The sequence below is a fragment of the Providencia sp. wls1914 genome, assembly GCF_009706645.1.
Taxonomy (GTDB): Bacteria; Pseudomonadota; Gammaproteobacteria; order Enterobacterales; family Enterobacteriaceae; genus Providencia; species Providencia zhijiangensis.
Window position 1 is genome coordinate 32,154 of sequence record NZ_WLUN01000017.1, and the last position, 17,401, is coordinate 49,554.

The 17,401-nt window shown below is 44.9% G+C and carries 13 protein-coding genes and 3 pseudogenes; 6 read left to right on the forward strand and 10 right to left on the reverse strand.

Annotated features, from left to right (window positions below):
• Window positions 1–39: 39 nt before the first annotated feature.
• From GKR74_RS16535 to GKR74_RS16565, 7 genes and pseudogenes are all read right to left on the reverse strand, one after another.
• Entirely contained in the window at window positions 40–1,503 is a 1,464-nt protein-coding gene (locus tag GKR74_RS16535) for an NAD-dependent succinate-semialdehyde dehydrogenase (protein WP_154604479.1), read from the reverse strand.
• Window positions 1,494–2,729: pseudogene (locus GKR74_RS16540) on the reverse strand (Bcr/CflA family multidrug efflux MFS transporter). Before GKR74_RS16540 ends, GKR74_RS16535 begins: the two are co-directional and overlap by 10 nt.
• Window positions 2,730–2,786: 57 nt before the next feature.
• On the reverse strand, window positions 2,787–3,170 hold the full coding sequence (locus GKR74_RS16545) for a 5-carboxymethyl-2-hydroxymuconate Delta-isomerase (protein ID WP_154604480.1): 384 nt from the start codon (window positions 3,168–3,170) through the stop codon (window positions 2,787–2,789).
• A gap of 9 nt (window positions 3,171–3,179) precedes the next feature.
• Window positions 3,180–4,061, reverse strand: coding sequence for a 3,4-dihydroxyphenylacetate 2,3-dioxygenase (gene hpaD, locus GKR74_RS16550; RefSeq protein WP_036962703.1), 882 nt, complete (start codon window positions 4,059–4,061; stop codon window positions 3,180–3,182).
• Between the two features lie 273 nt (window positions 4,062–4,334).
• Window positions 4,335–5,801 (reverse strand): 5-carboxymethyl-2-hydroxymuconate semialdehyde dehydrogenase, encoded by a 1,467-nt coding sequence (hpaE, locus tag GKR74_RS16555; RefSeq protein WP_154604481.1) that lies wholly within the window; start codon window positions 5,799–5,801, stop codon window positions 4,335–4,337.
• A 2-nt stretch (window positions 5,802–5,803) separates the two neighbouring features.
• Window positions 5,804–6,568, reverse strand: a pseudogene (locus tag GKR74_RS16560) (fumarylacetoacetate hydrolase family protein); the annotation flags it as partial.
• 2 nt (window positions 6,569–6,570) lie between these two features.
• On the reverse strand, window positions 6,571–7,200 hold the full coding sequence (locus tag GKR74_RS16565; RefSeq protein ID WP_154604483.1) for a fumarylacetoacetate hydrolase family protein: 630 nt from the start codon (window positions 7,198–7,200) through the stop codon (window positions 6,571–6,573).
• Between the two features lie 477 nt (window positions 7,201–7,677).
• On the opposite strand from GKR74_RS16565, the gene hpaR reads away from it, so the two are divergent.
• The gene (gene hpaR / locus GKR74_RS16570) at window positions 7,678–8,130 is read left to right on the forward strand and encodes a homoprotocatechuate degradation operon regulator HpaR (protein ID WP_154604484.1); all 453 of its coding nucleotides are present in this window, start codon (window positions 7,678–7,680) and stop codon (window positions 8,128–8,130) included.
• Window positions 8,131–8,379: 249 nt separating this feature from the next.
• Here hpaR and GKR74_RS16575 read toward each other — a convergent pair whose 3' ends face one another.
• From GKR74_RS16575 to cptA, 3 genes are all read right to left on the reverse strand, one after another.
• On the reverse strand, window positions 8,380–10,386 hold the full coding sequence (locus GKR74_RS16575; protein ID WP_154604485.1) for a BCCT family transporter: 2,007 nt from the start codon (window positions 10,384–10,386) through the stop codon (window positions 8,380–8,382).
• Window positions 10,387–10,911: 525 nt separating this feature from the next.
• Window positions 10,912–11,367 carry a hypothetical protein gene (locus tag GKR74_RS16580; protein ID WP_154604486.1) on the reverse strand — a complete coding sequence of 152 codons (456 nt, stop codon included), beginning with the start codon at window positions 11,365–11,367 and terminating at the stop codon, window positions 10,912–10,914.
• A 205-nt stretch (window positions 11,368–11,572) separates the two neighbouring features.
• The gene (gene cptA / locus GKR74_RS16585) at window positions 11,573–13,282 is read right to left on the reverse strand and encodes a phosphoethanolamine transferase CptA (protein ID WP_154604487.1); all 1,710 of its coding nucleotides are present in this window, start codon (window positions 13,280–13,282) and stop codon (window positions 11,573–11,575) included.
• Window positions 13,283–13,650: 368 nt separating this feature from the next.
• Between cptA and GKR74_RS16590 the strand changes: the two genes are divergently transcribed.
• From GKR74_RS16590 to GKR74_RS16610, 5 genes and pseudogenes are all read left to right on the forward strand, one after another.
• Entirely contained in the window at window positions 13,651–14,829 is a 1,179-nt protein-coding gene (locus GKR74_RS16590) for an ion channel (protein WP_154604488.1), read from the forward strand.
• 33 nt (window positions 14,830–14,862) lie between these two features.
• Window positions 14,863–15,495: pseudogene (gene ccmA / locus GKR74_RS16595) on the forward strand (cytochrome c biogenesis heme-transporting ATPase CcmA).
• Window positions 15,480–16,145, forward strand: a complete 666-nt coding sequence (gene ccmB / locus GKR74_RS16600) for a heme exporter protein CcmB (RefSeq protein ID WP_036954037.1) — start codon at window positions 15,480–15,482, stop codon at window positions 16,143–16,145. The pseudogene ccmA and the gene ccmB overlap by 16 nt, the downstream one beginning before the upstream one ends.
• A 65-nt stretch (window positions 16,146–16,210) precedes the next feature.
• The gene (locus GKR74_RS16605) at window positions 16,211–16,579 is read left to right on the forward strand and encodes a thioredoxin family protein (RefSeq protein ID WP_154604490.1); all 369 of its coding nucleotides are present in this window, start codon (window positions 16,211–16,213) and stop codon (window positions 16,577–16,579) included.
• Window positions 16,567–17,382 (forward strand): sulfite exporter TauE/SafE family protein, encoded by an 816-nt coding sequence (locus GKR74_RS16610; protein WP_154604491.1) that lies wholly within the window; start codon window positions 16,567–16,569, stop codon window positions 17,380–17,382. The genes GKR74_RS16605 and GKR74_RS16610 overlap by 13 nt, the downstream gene beginning before the upstream one ends.
• Window positions 17,383–17,401: the final 19 nt, after the last annotated feature.

Sequence of the window (17,401 nt, forward strand, 5' to 3'; positions counted from 1 at the left end):
TTAACGCGAAGGGGGAGAGTATGGCTAAATCGGCTATAGTTAGTGGGATAACCCACCGAAACAGAGATATTTCACTTCCAGATAATCTTCGATTCCGTAACGTGAGCCTTCACGACCAAGTCCTGACTGCTTAATACCACCAAACGGAGCCACTTCATTTGAAATAATGCCTTCGTTAATACCCACCATGCCGCTTTCTAAGGCTTCAGCCACACGGTAGATACGTCCGATATCACGTGAATAAAAATAAGATGCCAGACCAAACTCAGTATCGTTGGCGAGGTCGATAGCTTCTTGTTCATCACGGAATTTAAATAACGGTGCTAATGGGCCAAATGTCTCTTCTTTCGCTACTTTCATGGATTCAGTCACATTGACCAATACGGTAGGTTCGAAGAACAGACCACCAAGGCTGGATGATTTACCGCCCGCAGCGATAGAAGCGCCTTTCGAAACGGCATCCGCGATGTGCTCAGACACTTTATCCACGGCAGCTTGGTTGATAAGAGGGCCTTGCTCTGAATCGGCTTGGGTCGCTGGACCAATTTTTAATGCGCTCACGGCTTTCGCGAGGCGAGCTGCGAACTCATCGTAAACACCTTCTTGGACTAAAATACGGTTTGCACACACGCAAGTTTGTCCGCTATTACGGAATTTAGCCGCTAATGCCCCTTGAACCGCAGCGTCTAAATCGGCATCGTCAAATACGATAAATGGTGCGTTACCGCCTAATTCCAGCGACATTTTTTTCACGGTATCTGCGCACTGTTCCATCAGTAATTTACCCACACGGGTAGAACCGGTGAAGGTTAGTTTGCGAACAATCGGGCTTGAAGTCATGACTGCACCAATCGCTTTGGCATCGGTACCCGGAACAATGTTGAATACACCTGCTGGAATACCGGCTTCTTCACCTAATGCCGCTAATGCCAGTGCAGATAATGGGGTTTCAGCCGCAGGTTTTAATACCATGGTACAACCCGCCGCGAGGGCTGGGCCGACTTTACGGGTGATCATCGCATTCGGGAAATTCCAAGGAGTGATAGCGGCTACCACGCCAACAGGCTGCTTGATGGTCACTAAGCGGCGACCTGGCAGTGGGGAAGGAATTGTCTCGCCGTAAGTGCGCTTACCTTCTTCGGCAAACCACTCGATAAAGCTGGCGCCGTAGGCAATCTCGCCCATGGATTCATTGAGGGATTTACCTTGCTCAGTACTCAGGATCTGTGCGAGTTCTTTTTGGTTTTCCATCATTAAACGGAACCATTTGTTCAGAATTTGGCTGCGTTCTTTAGCGCTTTTTGCACGCCATGCAGGCAATGCTTTTTCTGCGGCTTCAATGGCTTGTTGAGTTTCTGTGGCACCCACATTACTGACGCGAGCAATCACTTCTCCATTTGCTGGGTTAGTCACATCAAACTGGCTACTGTCTTGGGCATTCACCCATTGACCATTAATGTAAGCCTGTTGGCGGAATAATTTAGAATTGGTGTTTAAGCTCATTTTTCGTTGTTCTCCGAAGACACTGAATGAACGTGTGCGTGGACATTTTTAGCGGACAAGCGTTGGCTTGAAAAACTCAGTCCGGCACAAATCGCCATTACGAGTGCCATAGCAAATGGGGATTCATCTTGTAGTATGGACACTGCAACACTGGCAAGGGCTGCCAAGGCAAACTGAATTGAGATGGCGAGCGCACTGGCGCTGCCTGCGATTTTCCCGCGGTGTTGCAGTAACAGTGACAAACTGTTGGTGCCGATAGCATTAACCATCGATAGGAACAGAACCACTAGGATAACAATAATTGGTAGGCTTTGTTGATAGAAAATTAACAACAGAACACCAAAAATCAATTGGATACCGCTTTGCATGCCCAAAATTCGTGGCAGGCTATACACCTTGAGCAATCGGACGTTAAGCAGCAACATCGCAATCATGCCCAAAATATTGCAGCCAAACAGCAGCCCATAATACTGTTCAGAAACACCAAAATAATTGATATACACAAACGGTGAACCACTGATAAAGGCGAACATACCGGCAAAAGAGAATGCCATAGTGCCAATGATACTCAGTGCTTCTCGGTCTGTGAGCACCAACCGATAATTATGAAAGGCGACACCGACTAAATTGCGGGATTCACGCTGATGAGGCAAGGTTTCAGGTAGCAGTAAGAAAATCGCTGAAACAGAGCACAACCCCACGGCCGCGAGTACATAGAAAATTACTTGCCATTCAAAATGAATTAATAAAAATCCGCCCACTAATGGCGCTAATAATGGGGCTATCATGGTGACTAATGTCATCAGTGACAGCACTTTAGGCAGCTCGCTAGAAGGATACACATCACGGGCAATGGCGCGCGCCATCACTATCGCGGCACCACTTCCAAATGCTTGCAATGCTCTAAAGGTAATTAAGGCTTCCGAGCTGGTGGCTTGGGCGCATAGCAGGCTGGCGAGAGTAAAAATGACCAGCCCACTTAGCAACATTTTACGGCGTCCTAGCAGATCGCTCAGGGGACCATAAAACAACATGCCGACGCAGAAACCCGCAAAGAATGCCCCGAGGGTGTACTGCATCTGTCCTTGGGTGGCATTCAGTGCTTGTGCCATTTGTGGTAAGGCTGGCAAGTACATGTCAATCGATAGGGGACCGAACGCCACCAGTGAGCCCAGTAACGGGATCAACCAGCGCGGTATCGGTCTATTGGTAAATGAAATTGGCATATTGCCCCCTATCGATATCCATCAATGACAACTTAAATTTTTTATGGCTTAAACTTTCTATGACTTAAACAAGGCATGCACATTGTTCTGTTTGTAGTTCAGAACAGGATCGAGCTCTTCCATGGTGAAAGAGAGCGCCAAGTAACGCTTTGCCATTAAATCGGCAAAATGGGTTTTGATCAGATCAAACAGCATTTCCCCGGTTTTTTGGCGATCTTCAAGGGAGCGACCCGCACCAATTTTTAAAGTCATATGCACAAACGCGTAATCGTGTTTGCCATCCGCCATTTGCCAAGTATCCAGCCAGATTGCGCGGCTACGAATGCCCCCTAACGGGAAAATTCCTGTGCCAGCTAACGCGCTGTTTACTTTAGCGAACAGCTCGGGTAGGGCGGCTTCTTCACGAATGTTGTCGGTGCATTCAGCATAAAAATGAGGCATATCCGTTCCTTATGCGTTGGCAGCTTGTTTATCTGTAATAAACTTTGGCAGTGGGAAAATCGCGTTGATTTGCCCAGTTCCGGAGCTGGCGAACAGGTCAGTTAACACTTCGACTTTCTCATCATATTTATCCCAGCCGAGCAGACCCAATAACATCACGGTGTCATGCATATGACCTTCGCCATAGCAGTAATCCGCGTACTCTGGCAGCATTTTGCAGAACTCAGCGAAACGACCTTCACGCCACAGTTTGACGACGCGTTTGTCCATTTGCTCATCGAATTCGCGGGTATAGCTGTTCATACCGTCTTCCGCACGATGGTCATCAATAAAGCGGTGAGACAGGGAGCCACTCGCTAATACCGCCACGGTACCGTCATATTTTTCAATCGCAGTCAGTACGGCTTCGCCTAATTTACGGCTAGTTTCAAAGCTGTGTGAGGTACAGAATGCGGAGATGGAGATCACTTTAAAGTGGCGATCGCTGTTCATATAACGCATTGGAACCAGCGTTGCGTACTCCAGAGTTAGGCTTGGAATTTCATGAGCTTGAGCGCGAACGCCTAGCTTGCGAGCTTCTTCACCGATCATCTGACCCAATACGGAGTTGCCGTCATACTCATATTCCATATCGCGAATAAAATGCGGCAGTTCATTACTGGTATAGATGCCTTTGAAGTGATCGGCACAGTTAATGTGATAAGCGCTGTTGACCAGCCAGTGAGTGTCAAAAACAATAATGGTATCGACGCCGAGTTCACGGCAGCGACGACTGATTTCTTTGTGCCCATCAATGGCGGCTTGGCGACAGCCGTGGTTTTTGCCCGGCAGTTCAGATAGGTACATTGATGGGACGTGTGTAATCTTCGCCGTTAATGCCAACTTACCCATATTTATATCCTTACCCGTCATTCTTCAAGCTGTAGCGTTGTTGACTGCTCGCGCTAACCCTAGTCACATACTTATGTATGCTCCTAGGGATTAGCTTGTTTGTCGCCTAGCTACAACTCGAATTATTTAGGGTAAGACATCGAGTTTACCTAAGTTGTAGCTCTTCTAACGACCTGAAGTGACTTGGTTTATCAGTTTTAACGATGCTGAGTATCAATAGAATTCAGCGGAAAGTGCTGGAATATAAGGTTTCCAGCACAGAGCGTTGTAAACTTACACACCCCAGCGTGGGATGTTGTGGTCGCCGTAGGAGATACAAACGTTCTTCATTTCGGCGAAGACTTCGAAGCTATACTCGCCGCCTTCACGGCCGACGCCGGAGGCTTTTACGCCGCCGAATGGTTGGCGTAAATCACGGACGTTTTGGGTATTAACAAACACCATACCGGCTTCGATATTGCGAGAAAGACGCAGGATCTTGCTGACATCTTGAGTCCAAATATAAGAAGCCAGACCGTACTCCACATCGTTCGCCATACGCAGACCATCTTCTTCGGTCTTGAATGGAATTAAACAAGCGACGGGTCCGAAGATCTCTTCTTGGGCCACACGCATGCGGTTGTCCACATCTGCCAGAACCGTTGGGCGCAGGAAGTGGCCATTTTTCAGATGAGCCGGCAGATCCGTTGGTTTGTCTGGGCCACCCGCTAACAAGATTGCACCTTCTTCCATACCAATACGGATATAACCAGACACTTTGTTCCAGTGCTGTTGACTGATCAGTGCGCCCACTTGGGTTTTCGGATCCGTTGGGTCGCCGACGATCAGGCGATTTGCACGCTCAGCAAAGCGTTTTACGAATTCTGGGTAAATGCTTTCTTGGATGAAAATACGTGAACCCGCAGTACAACGCTCGCCATTGATAGAGAAAATGGTGAACAGCGCGGCATCCATTGCACGTTCAATGTCAGCATCTTCAAAAATCAGAACCGGAGATTTGCCGCCTAATTCCATTGAGTATTTTTTCAGACCCGCGTTTTGCATAATGGCGCGACCCGTTGCGGTGCCTCCTGTGAAGGAGACAGCGCGAACGTCATGGTGTTTCACCAGTGCATCACCCGCTGTAGCACCGTAACCTTGCACCACGTTCAGTACGCCCGCAGGGATACCCGCTTCAAGGGCTAATTCACCTAAACGGTTTGCAGATAGTGGAGATAATTCAGACATTTTCAGAACCGCGGTGTTACCTAGCGCTAAACATGGTGCAGTTTTCCATGTCGCGGTCATAAATGGCACGTTCCACGGAGAAATTAACCCGCACACACCCACTGGCTGGATCAGGGTGTAGTTCATCATTTTGTCGTCAACCGGATAGGTGCGACCGTTCATTTGCTGGCAAATTTCAGCAAAGAATTCAAAGTTATGTGACGCGCGAGGGATCAACACGTTTTTAGTTTGATGGATAGGTAAACCGGTATCGTTAGTTTCCATCTCAGCAATTTGAGGAACGTTTTCGTCGATCAGCTCACCTAAGCGGCGCATTAAGCGTGCGCGCTCTTTCATTGGCGTGTTTGCCCACTTAGGGAAGGCTTCTTTTGCCGCAGCAACCGCTTGGTTGATCTCGTCTTGGCCGCCGGATGCCACTTCCGCTAATACTTCACCCGTTGCTGGGTTAGTGGTTTCGAAATACTCTTTGCTTTCAACGTTTTTACCGTTGATCCAATGGTTAATCTTAGTCATCACACTCGCTCCTCATACTCTTTTTCGCTGATAATGGTATTGATCAGCCTGCCCACACCTTCAACTTCAACGATCACTTCATCACCCGGAACCACATCGGACAGCCCTTTTGGCGTGCCCGTTGCGATCATGTCGCCCGGTTGCAGTGTCATAAAGTCACTCAGGTAGGCAATTAAAAATGGGATATTAAAAATCAGATCCGCGGTGGTGCCTTTTTGACGCAATTCACCATTAACGTAGGTGTACAGTGCGAGGTTGTGTGGATCTTTAATATCTGACTTGTCTACCATCCATGGGCCGATTGGCGTCAACGTATCGCGGCTTTTTACGCGCAGGTTTGGACGGTAGTAATTCTCTAAATAGTCACGGATCGCGTAGTCGTTACATACGGTGTAGCCTGCGACGTAATCCATGGCATCTTCTTGAGAAACTTTGTGCGCCGCTTTGCCAATAATCACGACCAGCTCAGACTCATAGTGCATGTATTCAACATTGTCTGGGCGAACGGACACTTGTCGGTGACCTGTTAAGCTGTTTTCTGCTTTGATAAAAATCAGTGGCTCTTCAGGTGGCTTAAATTCTAATTCAGTGGCGTGGTCAGCATAGTTCAGACCTAACGCGAATAAAGTACCTTGTGCAGGTGGTAGCCATTCAACATCAGCGCTATCGCCAGCAATTACGTTGCCGTTTGGCAGCTTGATGGCTTCGTCGTCACCGACAGTGACGGAATATTCAGTGCCTTGATAACGAATTTTTGCGTGTTTCATGATTATTGTCCTCCTGCCGCAACAACGCTGTTCTTGAGGCTTGGGAAGCCAGCTGCTTGGATCTCAACCTGATCACCCGGTTTGATGGTGACGCGTTTATGAGGAGTACCCAGTAAAATCACGTCCCCTTGTTTTAGGGTTGCAAAGTCGCTCAGTGCAGCCACTAATTCGCTTGCGCTACGAACGAGATCCTTGGTTGACCATCTGTCCGCTTCTTGGCCGTTAATCAGTGTCACGATCTCAACTGATGAAGATAATGACGTTTTCACTAACTCGCCGATTGGGCAGAAAGTATCACGGCATTTTGCTTTAATCGCAGGGCGGTAGAAGGTGTCTTCTGGCAGGCTAACTTCATTCGCCAGCGCAAAACCAGCAATAAATTCCAGCGCATTCTGAGCGCTAACTTTGCGTGCATCTTTACCAATCACTAACGCCAGCGTTGCGCCACTTTGCACTTCTTCGCCAGCAGGATGCAGGATGTTATCCCCGGAATTAATGCGTGTATTACGCGGCTTAATAAACCACACAGGTGTTTTCGGTGGGGTTTTATAAGGGGCTTGCTGGAACGCCTCGAGCCAATGATCAAGCTGGCTTTGATGGTTGAGGGCAACGGCAAAAACAGTGCCTTTCATTGACAACTCCTTATTAAAGAGATCGATTCTGAGTAATTATTAATATATTAATAAAGTATTATTTTGTAATAAGCAATAGCTTTATGGAAATGTTAATTTTAATTGTGATCTTATTAACATAATAAAGGGGTGAATGTGTAACTGACTGTATATAATGAGTTTATTATTTTTTTAACTTTTAAAATTTTACAATATATTAACTTTGGATTTTTGATAAAATTTATTTACTCATTAATATTTTGGTGTTTTTCTTTGTGATTGTTAGTGCTGCATGCTACTCTTGCATTTAAGATAATTGAGTGTGTTGCAGTTACCCTATGATTTATTGCTAACCCTGAAGCGGCGTTAAAAACTGTAGTGTTAAAAAACAGCCGCATTAAAAATGGCAGCGTTAAAAATGGTAACCAGCACGGAGGCTGACTAACCCCCTGTCGTGGGTGTTTCATAACTTTAAATAGCGTGGTGAGTTTTAAGCTTATGCATGAATCATTGACAATTGCATTATTACAGGCGCGAGAGACCGCAATGGGCTTCTTTCGACCAATATTAAAGTCCTATAATTTGACCGAACAGCAATGGCGTATCATCCGCGTGCTAGCGGATAATCGCTCTATTGATTTTCATGAATTATCAGTGCAAACCTGTATTTTGCGTCCGAGCTTAACGGGGATTTTGACCCGTATGGAACGCGAAGGGCTTATTTTCCGTTTAAAGCCATTGAATGACCAACGTAAACTGTATGTCTCACTGACCCCAACAGGGCAAGAGTTGTATGACAAGGCGCGTCAGGAAGTTGAAGAGGGTTATCAAAAGATTGAACAGGCTTTCTCCCAAGAGAAGATGCAGCAATTGACGGCGTTATTGGAAGAGTTGATTGCGCTGGAAAGCCCAGATTACAGTAGTATTATGGATAGAAGTAAAATCGCATAAATACTCGTCATACTTTGAACCGCAGCGTTGTTGGTTGCGCTCAGCTACTCGGGTCACATACTTGTGTATGCTTCCCGAGATAGCTTCGCTTACCGCCTAAATACTCGTCATACTTTGAACCGCAGCGTTGTTGGTTACGCTCAGCTACTCGGGTCACATACTTGTGTATGCTCCCCGAGATAGCTTCACTTACCGCCTAGCTGCAATTCAAATTATTTAGAGTATGCATTTGGGGCATATTTTTAGCGGTTACTTGCCGAGCAAGTGCAAGAAGTGAATATGCTTTTCATACTGGTCGAGGATGTCATGAATGATCTGCTCTTTCGCCCAGCCCATCACATCATAATCCTGCCCACCTTCTTTTAAGTGAATTTCCGCGCGATAGTATTTTTGCTCTTCACTGCGCTCTTCATCATTTTCTGTTCCCATACCAGCAAGGGCAAAGGCCGGCTGAATATAGTAACGTAGGCGAACTTCGTATAAAAAGTTCATATCTTCGCCTAAATCCACCTCAAATCCGATCCTATCGTCTTTATCGGTATGGATATGGCAAACCGTCCCTTGCTTGGCGAGCTCCTCAGAAACCATCTCCATGGATGGCTTCACTGACTCTTCCATAAAGCGTTTTACATGGGCACGTTTCGGGAAATAGACAATATTACGTAAGCGGCGCTGCCACGGAATCGGGTTACGGCTCGCAGTTGGGGCGATGGTAGCTAATTGCTGGCTATCACGTTTATAGGCATCCACGCGTAACGCTTTGAATAACCCATAAATGGAGACAAGCAGAACCGCGGCGAATGGTAAGGCGCTAGCGATGGTTAAGGTTTGCAGAGCTTGTAAGCCCCCCGCCAACAGCATGGTGATCGCTACCACGCCCATTAAGCCAGCCCAGAAAATACGTTGCCAAACTGGGGTATTTGAATCACCGCCAGAGGCGAGGGTATCGACCACCATGGCACCAGAGTCCGCAGAGGTGACAAAGAACACTACCACCATCAGCATGGCGAAGAACGATAATACCGTAGAAAACGGGAAGTAGGTCAAAAATTCGAATAGCGCGAGAGAGACATCAGACTGCACGGTTTCCGCCAGTCGGGTTGCTCCTTGGTTTTTGATTAAATCAATGGCGGTATTACCAAAGAACGTCATCCACATCAGGGTAAAGCCCGCAGGAACAAACAGCACGCCAGTGACAAACTCACGAATGGTACGACCGCGAGAAATTCGGGCGATAAACATCCCAACAAACGGCGACCATGATAACCACCAACCCCAATACAGCAGCGTCCAGCCCCCTAACCAATCACTGGACTTCGGTTCGTAGGCATACAAATTAAACGTTTTGCTGACAATTTCAGAGAGATATCCCCCCGTGTTTTCCACAAAGGATTTTAACAGTAAGACCGTCGGGCCTAAGATCACTATCAACAGTAAGAGCAGGAAGGCGAGACCGAGGTTCAGCTCAGATAGAATGCGGATCCCTTTATCTAACCCAGAGACGACGGATAAGGTCGCAAGAGCCGTGAAGGTGATAATCAAACCGACTTGCACGGTCTCATTCACCGGTAAACCGAACAGATGGTTCATTCCGGCGTTAACTTGCAGCACCCCAAAGCCAAGAGAGGTTGCGACACCAAACACGGTACCAACCACCGCAAACACATCCACTGCATGACCTAAAGGACCATAAATTCGGTCACCAATAATGGGGTATAGGGCGGAACGCAGAGTGAGTGGTAAACCGTGGCGATAGCTGAAAAAGGCCAGAATTAAAGCGACAATGGCGTAGATAGCCCAAGCGTGTAATCCCCAATGGAAGAACGTCAGGCGCATGGCTTCTTTGGCGGCTTCTACGGTTTGCGGATCCCCCACTGGTGGGTTGAGATAGTGCATGACAGGCTCGGCAACGCCGAAGAACATCAAGCCGATACCCATACCCGCTGAGAACAACATAGCAAACCAAGAGACATAGCTGAAGTTGGGTTGTGCGTGATCAGGACCTAATTTTATCTGTCCATAACGCGAGAGTCCCAGATAAGTCACACTCAACAAAATGATGGCTACAGCGAGAATGTAGAACCAACTGGCGTTGTTAAATAGGTTCTTTTGAAGATGACTTAGATGAGATTCTGCCATTTCAGGCATTAAGGCGGCAAAACCGACGATAAGCAGAATAATGATAGCCGAACTGTAAAACACAGGAGGGCTGATTTTGGTGCGTACTTTTTTGTTTTCAGTCACGTTTTGACTCATAACGACCTTCTTTAATTTTTATTTTATTTTTTGCATACCAATATTAAGGGGGCATGCGGCGAGCTGTCCTTCTGAATGAAACAATAGGTTATTGCGAAAGGGTTTCCCTGTAGGAAACGAAATAGAAAGAACAATAAAATGGCTAAATTGTGGGCGTTGATAACGGTGATTTACGGCTGAATTATCAACAAAAATTGGTAAGTGGTGACCCCCTTTGAACCCTGTTATGAACAAAAAACGAAAGGGTATACTGCCATGGTAGCCATCAATGATCAACCTAAGTGGGAAAATGAAAATAAATAAAGGGTGTAAATTTCATGTTATTTATCAATTCATTGTTTATTTATCTTACTGTATTTTGGTGTTATTTAGGGGAGTGTAACCAAATGAGCAAAAGAGATAATTATGTTGCTAAAAATAGCCTTAAAGCGGGCTAAATAGCAAAATGAATTAATTTCAGTGCGCATAAAAAAAGCAGACAAGATCTGCCTGCTTTAGAATGAAAAAAGGGGAAAATGCGATGATTTATTTCTTCGCATCATTCTCTGATTTTAACGCCTCAGTTTTGTCTTTAGCGTCAGTGGCAAGTTCGTCAGCCTTGTTAATGGCATCCGTTTTCATGTCTTGTGCTTTTTCTGAAAACTCACTGGACGCTTTGTCATACTGTTCTTTGAGTTTATCGGCGGAGTCAGATGCATCTTGTTTCAGCTCATCCGCTTTTTTCTCACCTTGGTCCGCTAACGCTTTGGCTTTGTCTGAGAGTTCAGATGTTTTGTCAGAAACATCGTTTTTCACATCTTGCGCGGTGGCTTTTGCGCTATCAGATAACTCCGTGGCTTTTTGCTCAGTCGCGTCTTTTAACTGGGTGGCTTTTTCTTCGACTTGTTGAACCGCACTGTCTTTTTTTGATGAATCATCACAGCCAGCGACGAGAGTTAAAACGCCTGCAACAACAAGAGAAGAAATGATTTTATGTTTCATTATTAATTCCTTAACAGGTCATGTTAGAAAAATACTAATTAAACGGTAAATTCATTTGGAGCTAAAATACCGACATAGACAAATCAAAATGTAGCACACGAAATGGAAAAAGATCCATGTAGCGTCTGTAAAGATGTGTGGGAAGGAGCTTGTGTGGGAAGGAGAGAGCGCAAGTGAGTAAACACCCACTTGCGCTGATTGAGGTTTATTTCTTTAAGTCATCATACAGCATCATGGATGCTTTATTTTCTGGGTCACCAATCCAACGAGGCTGTGGTTGGTACTCATTGTTAATCAGACTTTTTTGTGGCTCAAACCCGGTGTACTTGAGACCCGCCAAATCAGACCATGTATAGATAAAATCCATATTGCTGTATGGGCGAGCGGTTTTATCTTTCAAGTCAAATTGATGAGTCTGTAACCATTCTGGCGACTGCCAGACTAAGAATGGTACGTTGTACATCACTTTGCTTGGCTTGCCTTCGCTACGACCTAACATTTCATGTGGTGGCGTGTCGTAAACATCTTCACCATGATCGGAGAAGAAGACTAAGAAGCCATTTTCTTTTGAAGAGTCGAAATCTTTGATCAGTGAAGAGACCACATAGTCATTGTAATGCTGAGCATTATCATAGGCATTGTAATCTTTAATTTGGTCGCCTTTTAAGTTGGTCGGCACTGGGCTATTGCTATCGGTGAAGATGGCTTTATCTTCAGGATAACGGAACTCATAGCGCATATGGGTACCAAGTAGGTGCACCACAATAAATTTCTTCTCAGCAGGATCGGCTAAGGCTTCTTTGAATGGGTCGAGCACCACGTCATCATAAATACGGGAGCTTTGCGCCATATCGTTGTTCAAATAATATTGCTTATCAGTTTGACGAGAGAACGCCGTTAACAGCGTATTTCGCTCAGTCATGGTTTGCTGATTGGTGATCCAGAACGTTTTAAAGCCAGCCTGTTTCATCATATTCATGATAGATGGGCGGGAATTAAACAGATCAGGCTCAGTTTCTGAAGCAAAGGTTAAAATTTGTTGTAACGCTTCGATGGTATAAGGGCGTGGCGTAACCACATCGTTAAAGACCGCCAAATTGTTTGGATACTGTTTTTCCAGTTGATCAAGCTCTGGCGTTGTTTGACGAGAATAACCATACAAGCTCATTCTGTCGCGGCTGGTGGATTCACCAATCACCAACACAAACGTTCTTGGGGTGTTGCCATTGGCATCAACAAAATTTTCTAACGGTGGAATTTTGCTGTTGTCGCGGATTAATTCTTCCATGTTTGCCAGTTGGTTCTTATACAGGAAGTAACCACTTACAAACTGCCATGGTGCGGCATACGCTAATTTACTGTTAACGTAGGAAACCACGTTTTCGAAAGGGCGCTGCTGTTTGATGGCTTTATTGTAGTAAGGCACACCAAATAGCACGATCAGAACGAGTGCGGACACAATCACACGTCCAGGTACTGGCAACGTGACAGGTTTTAAACGTGTCCATAGGAAAATAGCGCCAAGGGTATAAGCCAAAATCACCGCAATCACTTTAAAGCTCAGATATTGGCGTAAGAATTCACCCGCTTCGTTGGTGTTGGTTTCGAACATCACAAACATCACGCTTTGGGATAATTGATGCCCATACACCACGAAATAAGCGAGAGCGACAACCGAGGATAGCCATAACACAATCCCGATTAAGCCTGCCACAAGTTTGATTTTTCGAGGGAAAAATAGCGCGGGAACTAGCCAAAGTGAGCTATAGAGTAAAGAGTCTCTTAACCCGATGGTGTTACTTTGTCCCGTAACAACCACATACAGCTGCAGTAAAGATGAGAAATACCAGAAAAATATTAACAGCCAGAACAAGGACATCCAGCTAAACTTTCCTGCTTTTATCGAATTAACCATAAATTTTTAGCTCTTAATTATTAGTTTCGTTAAGTAACAATCAAAACATAGTCGAAAAATCGTTTTTTAGATAGATAGTTATCGAGTAAGTTCAAATTATATTAAGAATGTGTTTACTGTTTTATTGTTTATTGTAGATGCAGATAAGGACTAATTTATTACACTGTTTATCAATGATTTTTAAATCATTTATAAATTTTTCTTTTTGGCGCTCATTTAATGATTAACTCATTCAGAAATGAGGCTTTCCTTCACGCTTTTCATTTATTGCATAAGCAATGGAATTGATATTATTCTTTGTTAATCTATTAGCTAGAAATACTGATGGCATTTAATTGATAGGGGATGCGTAATGCGAGGCATAAACGATGCTAGATAACGCCTTTGTGGCTTTTTTGAAATCCGCTTTAGCCGTGAGAATTCTGCTCTCCATTTTGATTATCGTTGATGGCGGACTCATCTTGAAGCCCATCTTAAGTGCTTACACGGACTATATCGATTGGCGTCAAAGTGGATTTACCGAGTGGTTAAAATCCTTAGGGTTTATGAAATTGCTGGATATTCCCCGCTTCTTATTGGGTATCTCGCTGATCTTTCTTTCGCTATTTATGATCAATGGCGCGCGCATCGCATGGGTTTTCGCGCTTTTATTATTGGCAATCATTGCCTTTGTTGACTTAAAAGTGGCAACGGAACATGTACGACAAGGTTATTTCTCCTTTGGCTTGTTTGTCGCATTAACGCTCTTTTGGAAACTGTACCCTCGACACAGTATCAGTAGCGCAGGGTTTGTGGCGCTCACTTGTATTATTTCATTATTGCTCTATTCCATTTTCGGTACGCTGTATATCGGCGATGAATTCATGCCCGTTGTGAAAGATGGCACCACGGCATTTTATTTTGCGCTGGTGTGTATGACGACCGTAGGATTTGGCGATATTGTGCCTGTCACCTTGGATGCCAGAGTCTTTACGGTGACTGTAATTATTTTAGGGATCACCATTTTTACTACCTCCGTGGTGTATGTGGTGGGTGTATTAGCCAAAGGCACCAAAGAGATTGTTCGCAAGAGGTTTTCATATATGAAAAGTCATTATGTGGTGATTGGTAGTACCCCGATGGCAGTCAATGTCTATCAAGCACTGAAAAAACGGGAGCTGCCAGTGGCGGTGATTTGCCAAGAAAGCCACCGCAGCCACTATCCCGAAAAAGATAATATCGTGACAGGCGACCCAACGGATTCCGCGTTATTGGCGGAAGCCAATGTGAAACAGGCGAAATGTGTGCTGATCATGACCGATAGCGACTCGTTAAGCACCTTTGCTTTACTCGGTGTAAAAGCGCAATCAGGCAGTAAAAGCGAAGCAAAAACCGTGGTATTGGTTAACCAAGAGTCAAACATGGATAAAATCCGTTTGCTGAACCCGGATATGCTGTTTTCACTCTCATCCCTTGGCTCGGAAGTTTTGATGCAAGTGCTTTGCGGTGAAACAATTTCTAATGACAGCATTAGTGATATGCTGCTGAACAAAATCACAAAAAGCTAGCGACCTCACGGATGTTAAAAGGAACTCACCCCCATGTTAAGTGCGGATAAAATTACCTGCCATCGACAAAATAGAACGCTATTCCGGCTGCTGGATTTTTCGGTTTTGCCGAATCAAATTTTGCAGGTCGAAGGACCTAACGGGGCAGGGAAAACCACACTGTTACGCATGATGGCTGGGTTATTAAAGCCGGATGAAGGTGAGATTTTATGGCAGCAGCAATCTATTGAAAAACTTAAAGAAGAGTTTACTCGCCACTTGCTGTATTTGGGGCATAAACCGGCCGTAAAGTCGTTGCTAACCCCCTATGAAAATCTGAAGTTTTATTACCAAATGCACCACCAAGAACCCGAAGGTGACAAAATCTGGTCTGCGCTCGAAGAGGTCTCTTTGATGGGGTATGAAGATATTCCGGTTGGGCAGCTTTCAGCAGGGCAGCAGCGCCGAGTCAACCTTGCTCGCTTATGGTTAAGCGAGGCGCCACTGTGGATTTTGGATGAGCCATTCACGGCCATTGATGTGGCGGGTGTCAATAGGTTAACTGAGCGTTTTCATCAACATGCAGAACAAGGTGGCATGATTTTATTTACGTCGCACCAAGCGATGAAAGGACACTTTGGGACATTAAAACTGACAGGCGGGTACGAGTGATGTTTTGGCTATTAATAAAAAGAGAGCTCAAAATTGCCTTTCGTAGTTTCTCCGAATTGGTTAACCCACTGTGGTTTTTCTTAATTGTCATCACGCTTTTTCCATTGAGTATAGGCCCTGAACCGCAATTATTGGCACGGATCTCTGTGGGGATATTCTGGGTGGCGGCCATTTTATCGTCGCTGCTATCATTAGAGCGTTTATTTAAAGATGACTATCTGGATGGCTCGTTAGAGCAATTATTGCTGGCCCCACACCCTCTGTTTATCACAGTTTTAGCCAAAGTGATTTCCCACTGGCTAGTGACGGGGCTGCCGCTGGTACTACTTTCCCCTGTAGCGGCGGTCATGTTATCCATTAATGGCGACACATTATTGGTGCTAGCGGGCACGTTACTGCTAGGAACGCCAGTATTGAGCTTTATTGGTGCGATTGGTGCGGCGCTCACCGTATCATTAAAAAAAGGGGGCGTGCTGGTCAGTTTACTGGTGTTACCGCTATATATTCCGGTGTTAATTTATGCGACGGGCACGATGGAAGCGTACAGTTTTAATATGCCTCTTGGCGGATATTTTGCGATCCTCGGCGCACTATTTGCAGCAAGTATAACCTTTTCTCCGTTGGCGATTGCTGCCGCATTGAAGATCAACGTAAGTAACAGCTAGGGGAGATTTTTTCCAACTGAGCTGATACAGTCGGTGATGTGATGCTCAGCGTAAAAGGAAAAAACATGCCCGCCGTTCCCCTTATTAGTAGCGATAATTTTAGCCGGCTGTTATCTGACCCGATGCAGCCGAGCGGGCAATGGGCGTTAATCTATTTTTGTGCATCATGGTGCCAGCCATGTAAGACCATGCAGCCTATCTATTTACAACTCACGGATTACTTTTCTGATAATGGCCCGCATTTTGGTGGTCGTATAAATTTTGGAATAGTAGATATTGCCCAATCCCCGACGATAGCTCCTCAGTATGGAATTAAATCCGTACCTTCCATTGCGCTTTTCCAGGATTCTCGTCTTGTGGATTTAATGGCAGGGGAATTTCAACTTTCACCGCTAATTACTCAAATAGAAAATAGGCTGCTATGTTCACATTAATATTAGAAGGCTTGGTGATTGGCTGCCTATTAGGATTAACGGGCGCTGGTGGCGGTATTTTAGCGGTTCCTGCATTGATGACATCTCAAGGATGGGGCGTCGCACTTGCCGCACCAGTGGGATTATTGGCAATTACATTGGCGGCATTGGTTGGCGTTATTCAGGGGCTCATTCAGCAGAATATTCGTTATAAAGCGGCTATTTGGATTGCGTTAATTAGCATTCCTACCGCCAAATATGGCGTTTATTTAGCACAAATTGTTTCACCTCAATGGTTGACTTTAGCATTTAGCCTCGTGATGTTGCTGGTTGCATATCGTATTGTTTTTAAAAAAGTAATTGAAGATGATGATGCCCCGTGCAAAATAAATCAGCAAACCGGAAAATTTATTTGGAATATCAAAACGGCATCTATATTAGGAGGAATTGGATTAGTTGCTGGATTACTGACGGGACTATTAGGCGTAGGCGGTGGGTTTATTATTGTGCCTGCAATGAAAAAATTTACCAATTTAAACCTTAAAAGCATTATTGCCACCTCGCTGATGGTGATATTCCTCATTGGCAGCATTAGTATTTCAATTAATATATTGAATGGTTTTGAATATCCATTAGAGGTGAGTGCAACCTTTATTTTAGCCTGCGTTTTTGGGTTGGTTGTGGGGCGTTTTTTGATTAGCTACATCCCTGTTAATATTGTTCAAACTATATTTTCATTATTGGTTATTTTTGTTTCATTATATTTATTATATTCAATTTTTGTTTTTATAAATAATAATGGGATCCCCAGTTTGTTAATATAATAAATTCATTCCCATTACT

Coding starts and splice junctions, on each gene's coding strand:
- cptA (WP_154604487.1), bottom strand. CDS start 13,282: ATGGTTAATTCGATAAAAGCAGGAAAGTTTAGCTGGATGTCCTTGTTC.
- GKR74_RS16590 (WP_154604488.1), top strand. CDS start 13,651: ATGCTAGATAACGCCTTTGTGGCTTTTTTGAAATCCGCTTTAGCCGTG.
- GKR74_RS16575 (WP_154604485.1), bottom strand. CDS start 10,386: ATGAGTCAAAACGTGACTGAAAACAAAAAAGTACGCACCAAAATCAGC.
- hpaD (WP_036962703.1), bottom strand. CDS start 4,061: ATGGGTAAGTTGGCATTAACGGCGAAGATTACACACGTCCCATCAATG.
- GKR74_RS16605 (WP_154604490.1), top strand. CDS start 16,211: ATGCCCGCCGTTCCCCTTATTAGTAGCGATAATTTTAGCCGGCTGTTA.
- GKR74_RS16610 (WP_154604491.1), top strand. CDS start 16,567: ATGTTCACATTAATATTAGAAGGCTTGGTGATTGGCTGCCTATTAGGA.
- GKR74_RS16565 (WP_154604483.1), bottom strand. CDS start 7,200: ATGAAAGGCACTGTTTTTGCCGTTGCCCTCAACCATCAAAGCCAGCTT.
- hpaE (WP_154604481.1), bottom strand. CDS start 5,801: ATGACTAAGATTAACCATTGGATCAACGGTAAAAACGTTGAAAGCAAA.
- GKR74_RS16535 (WP_154604479.1), bottom strand. CDS start 1,503: ATGAGCTTAAACACCAATTCTAAATTATTCCGCCAACAGGCTTACATT.
- ccmB (WP_036954037.1), top strand. CDS start 15,480: ATGTTTTGGCTATTAATAAAAAGAGAGCTCAAAATTGCCTTTCGTAGT.
- GKR74_RS16580 (WP_154604486.1), bottom strand. CDS start 11,367: ATGAAACATAAAATCATTTCTTCTCTTGTTGTTGCAGGCGTTTTAACT.
- GKR74_RS16545 (WP_154604480.1), bottom strand. CDS start 3,170: ATGCCTCATTTTTATGCTGAATGCACCGACAACATTCGTGAAGAAGCC.
- hpaR (WP_154604484.1), top strand. CDS start 7,678: ATGCATGAATCATTGACAATTGCATTATTACAGGCGCGAGAGACCGCA.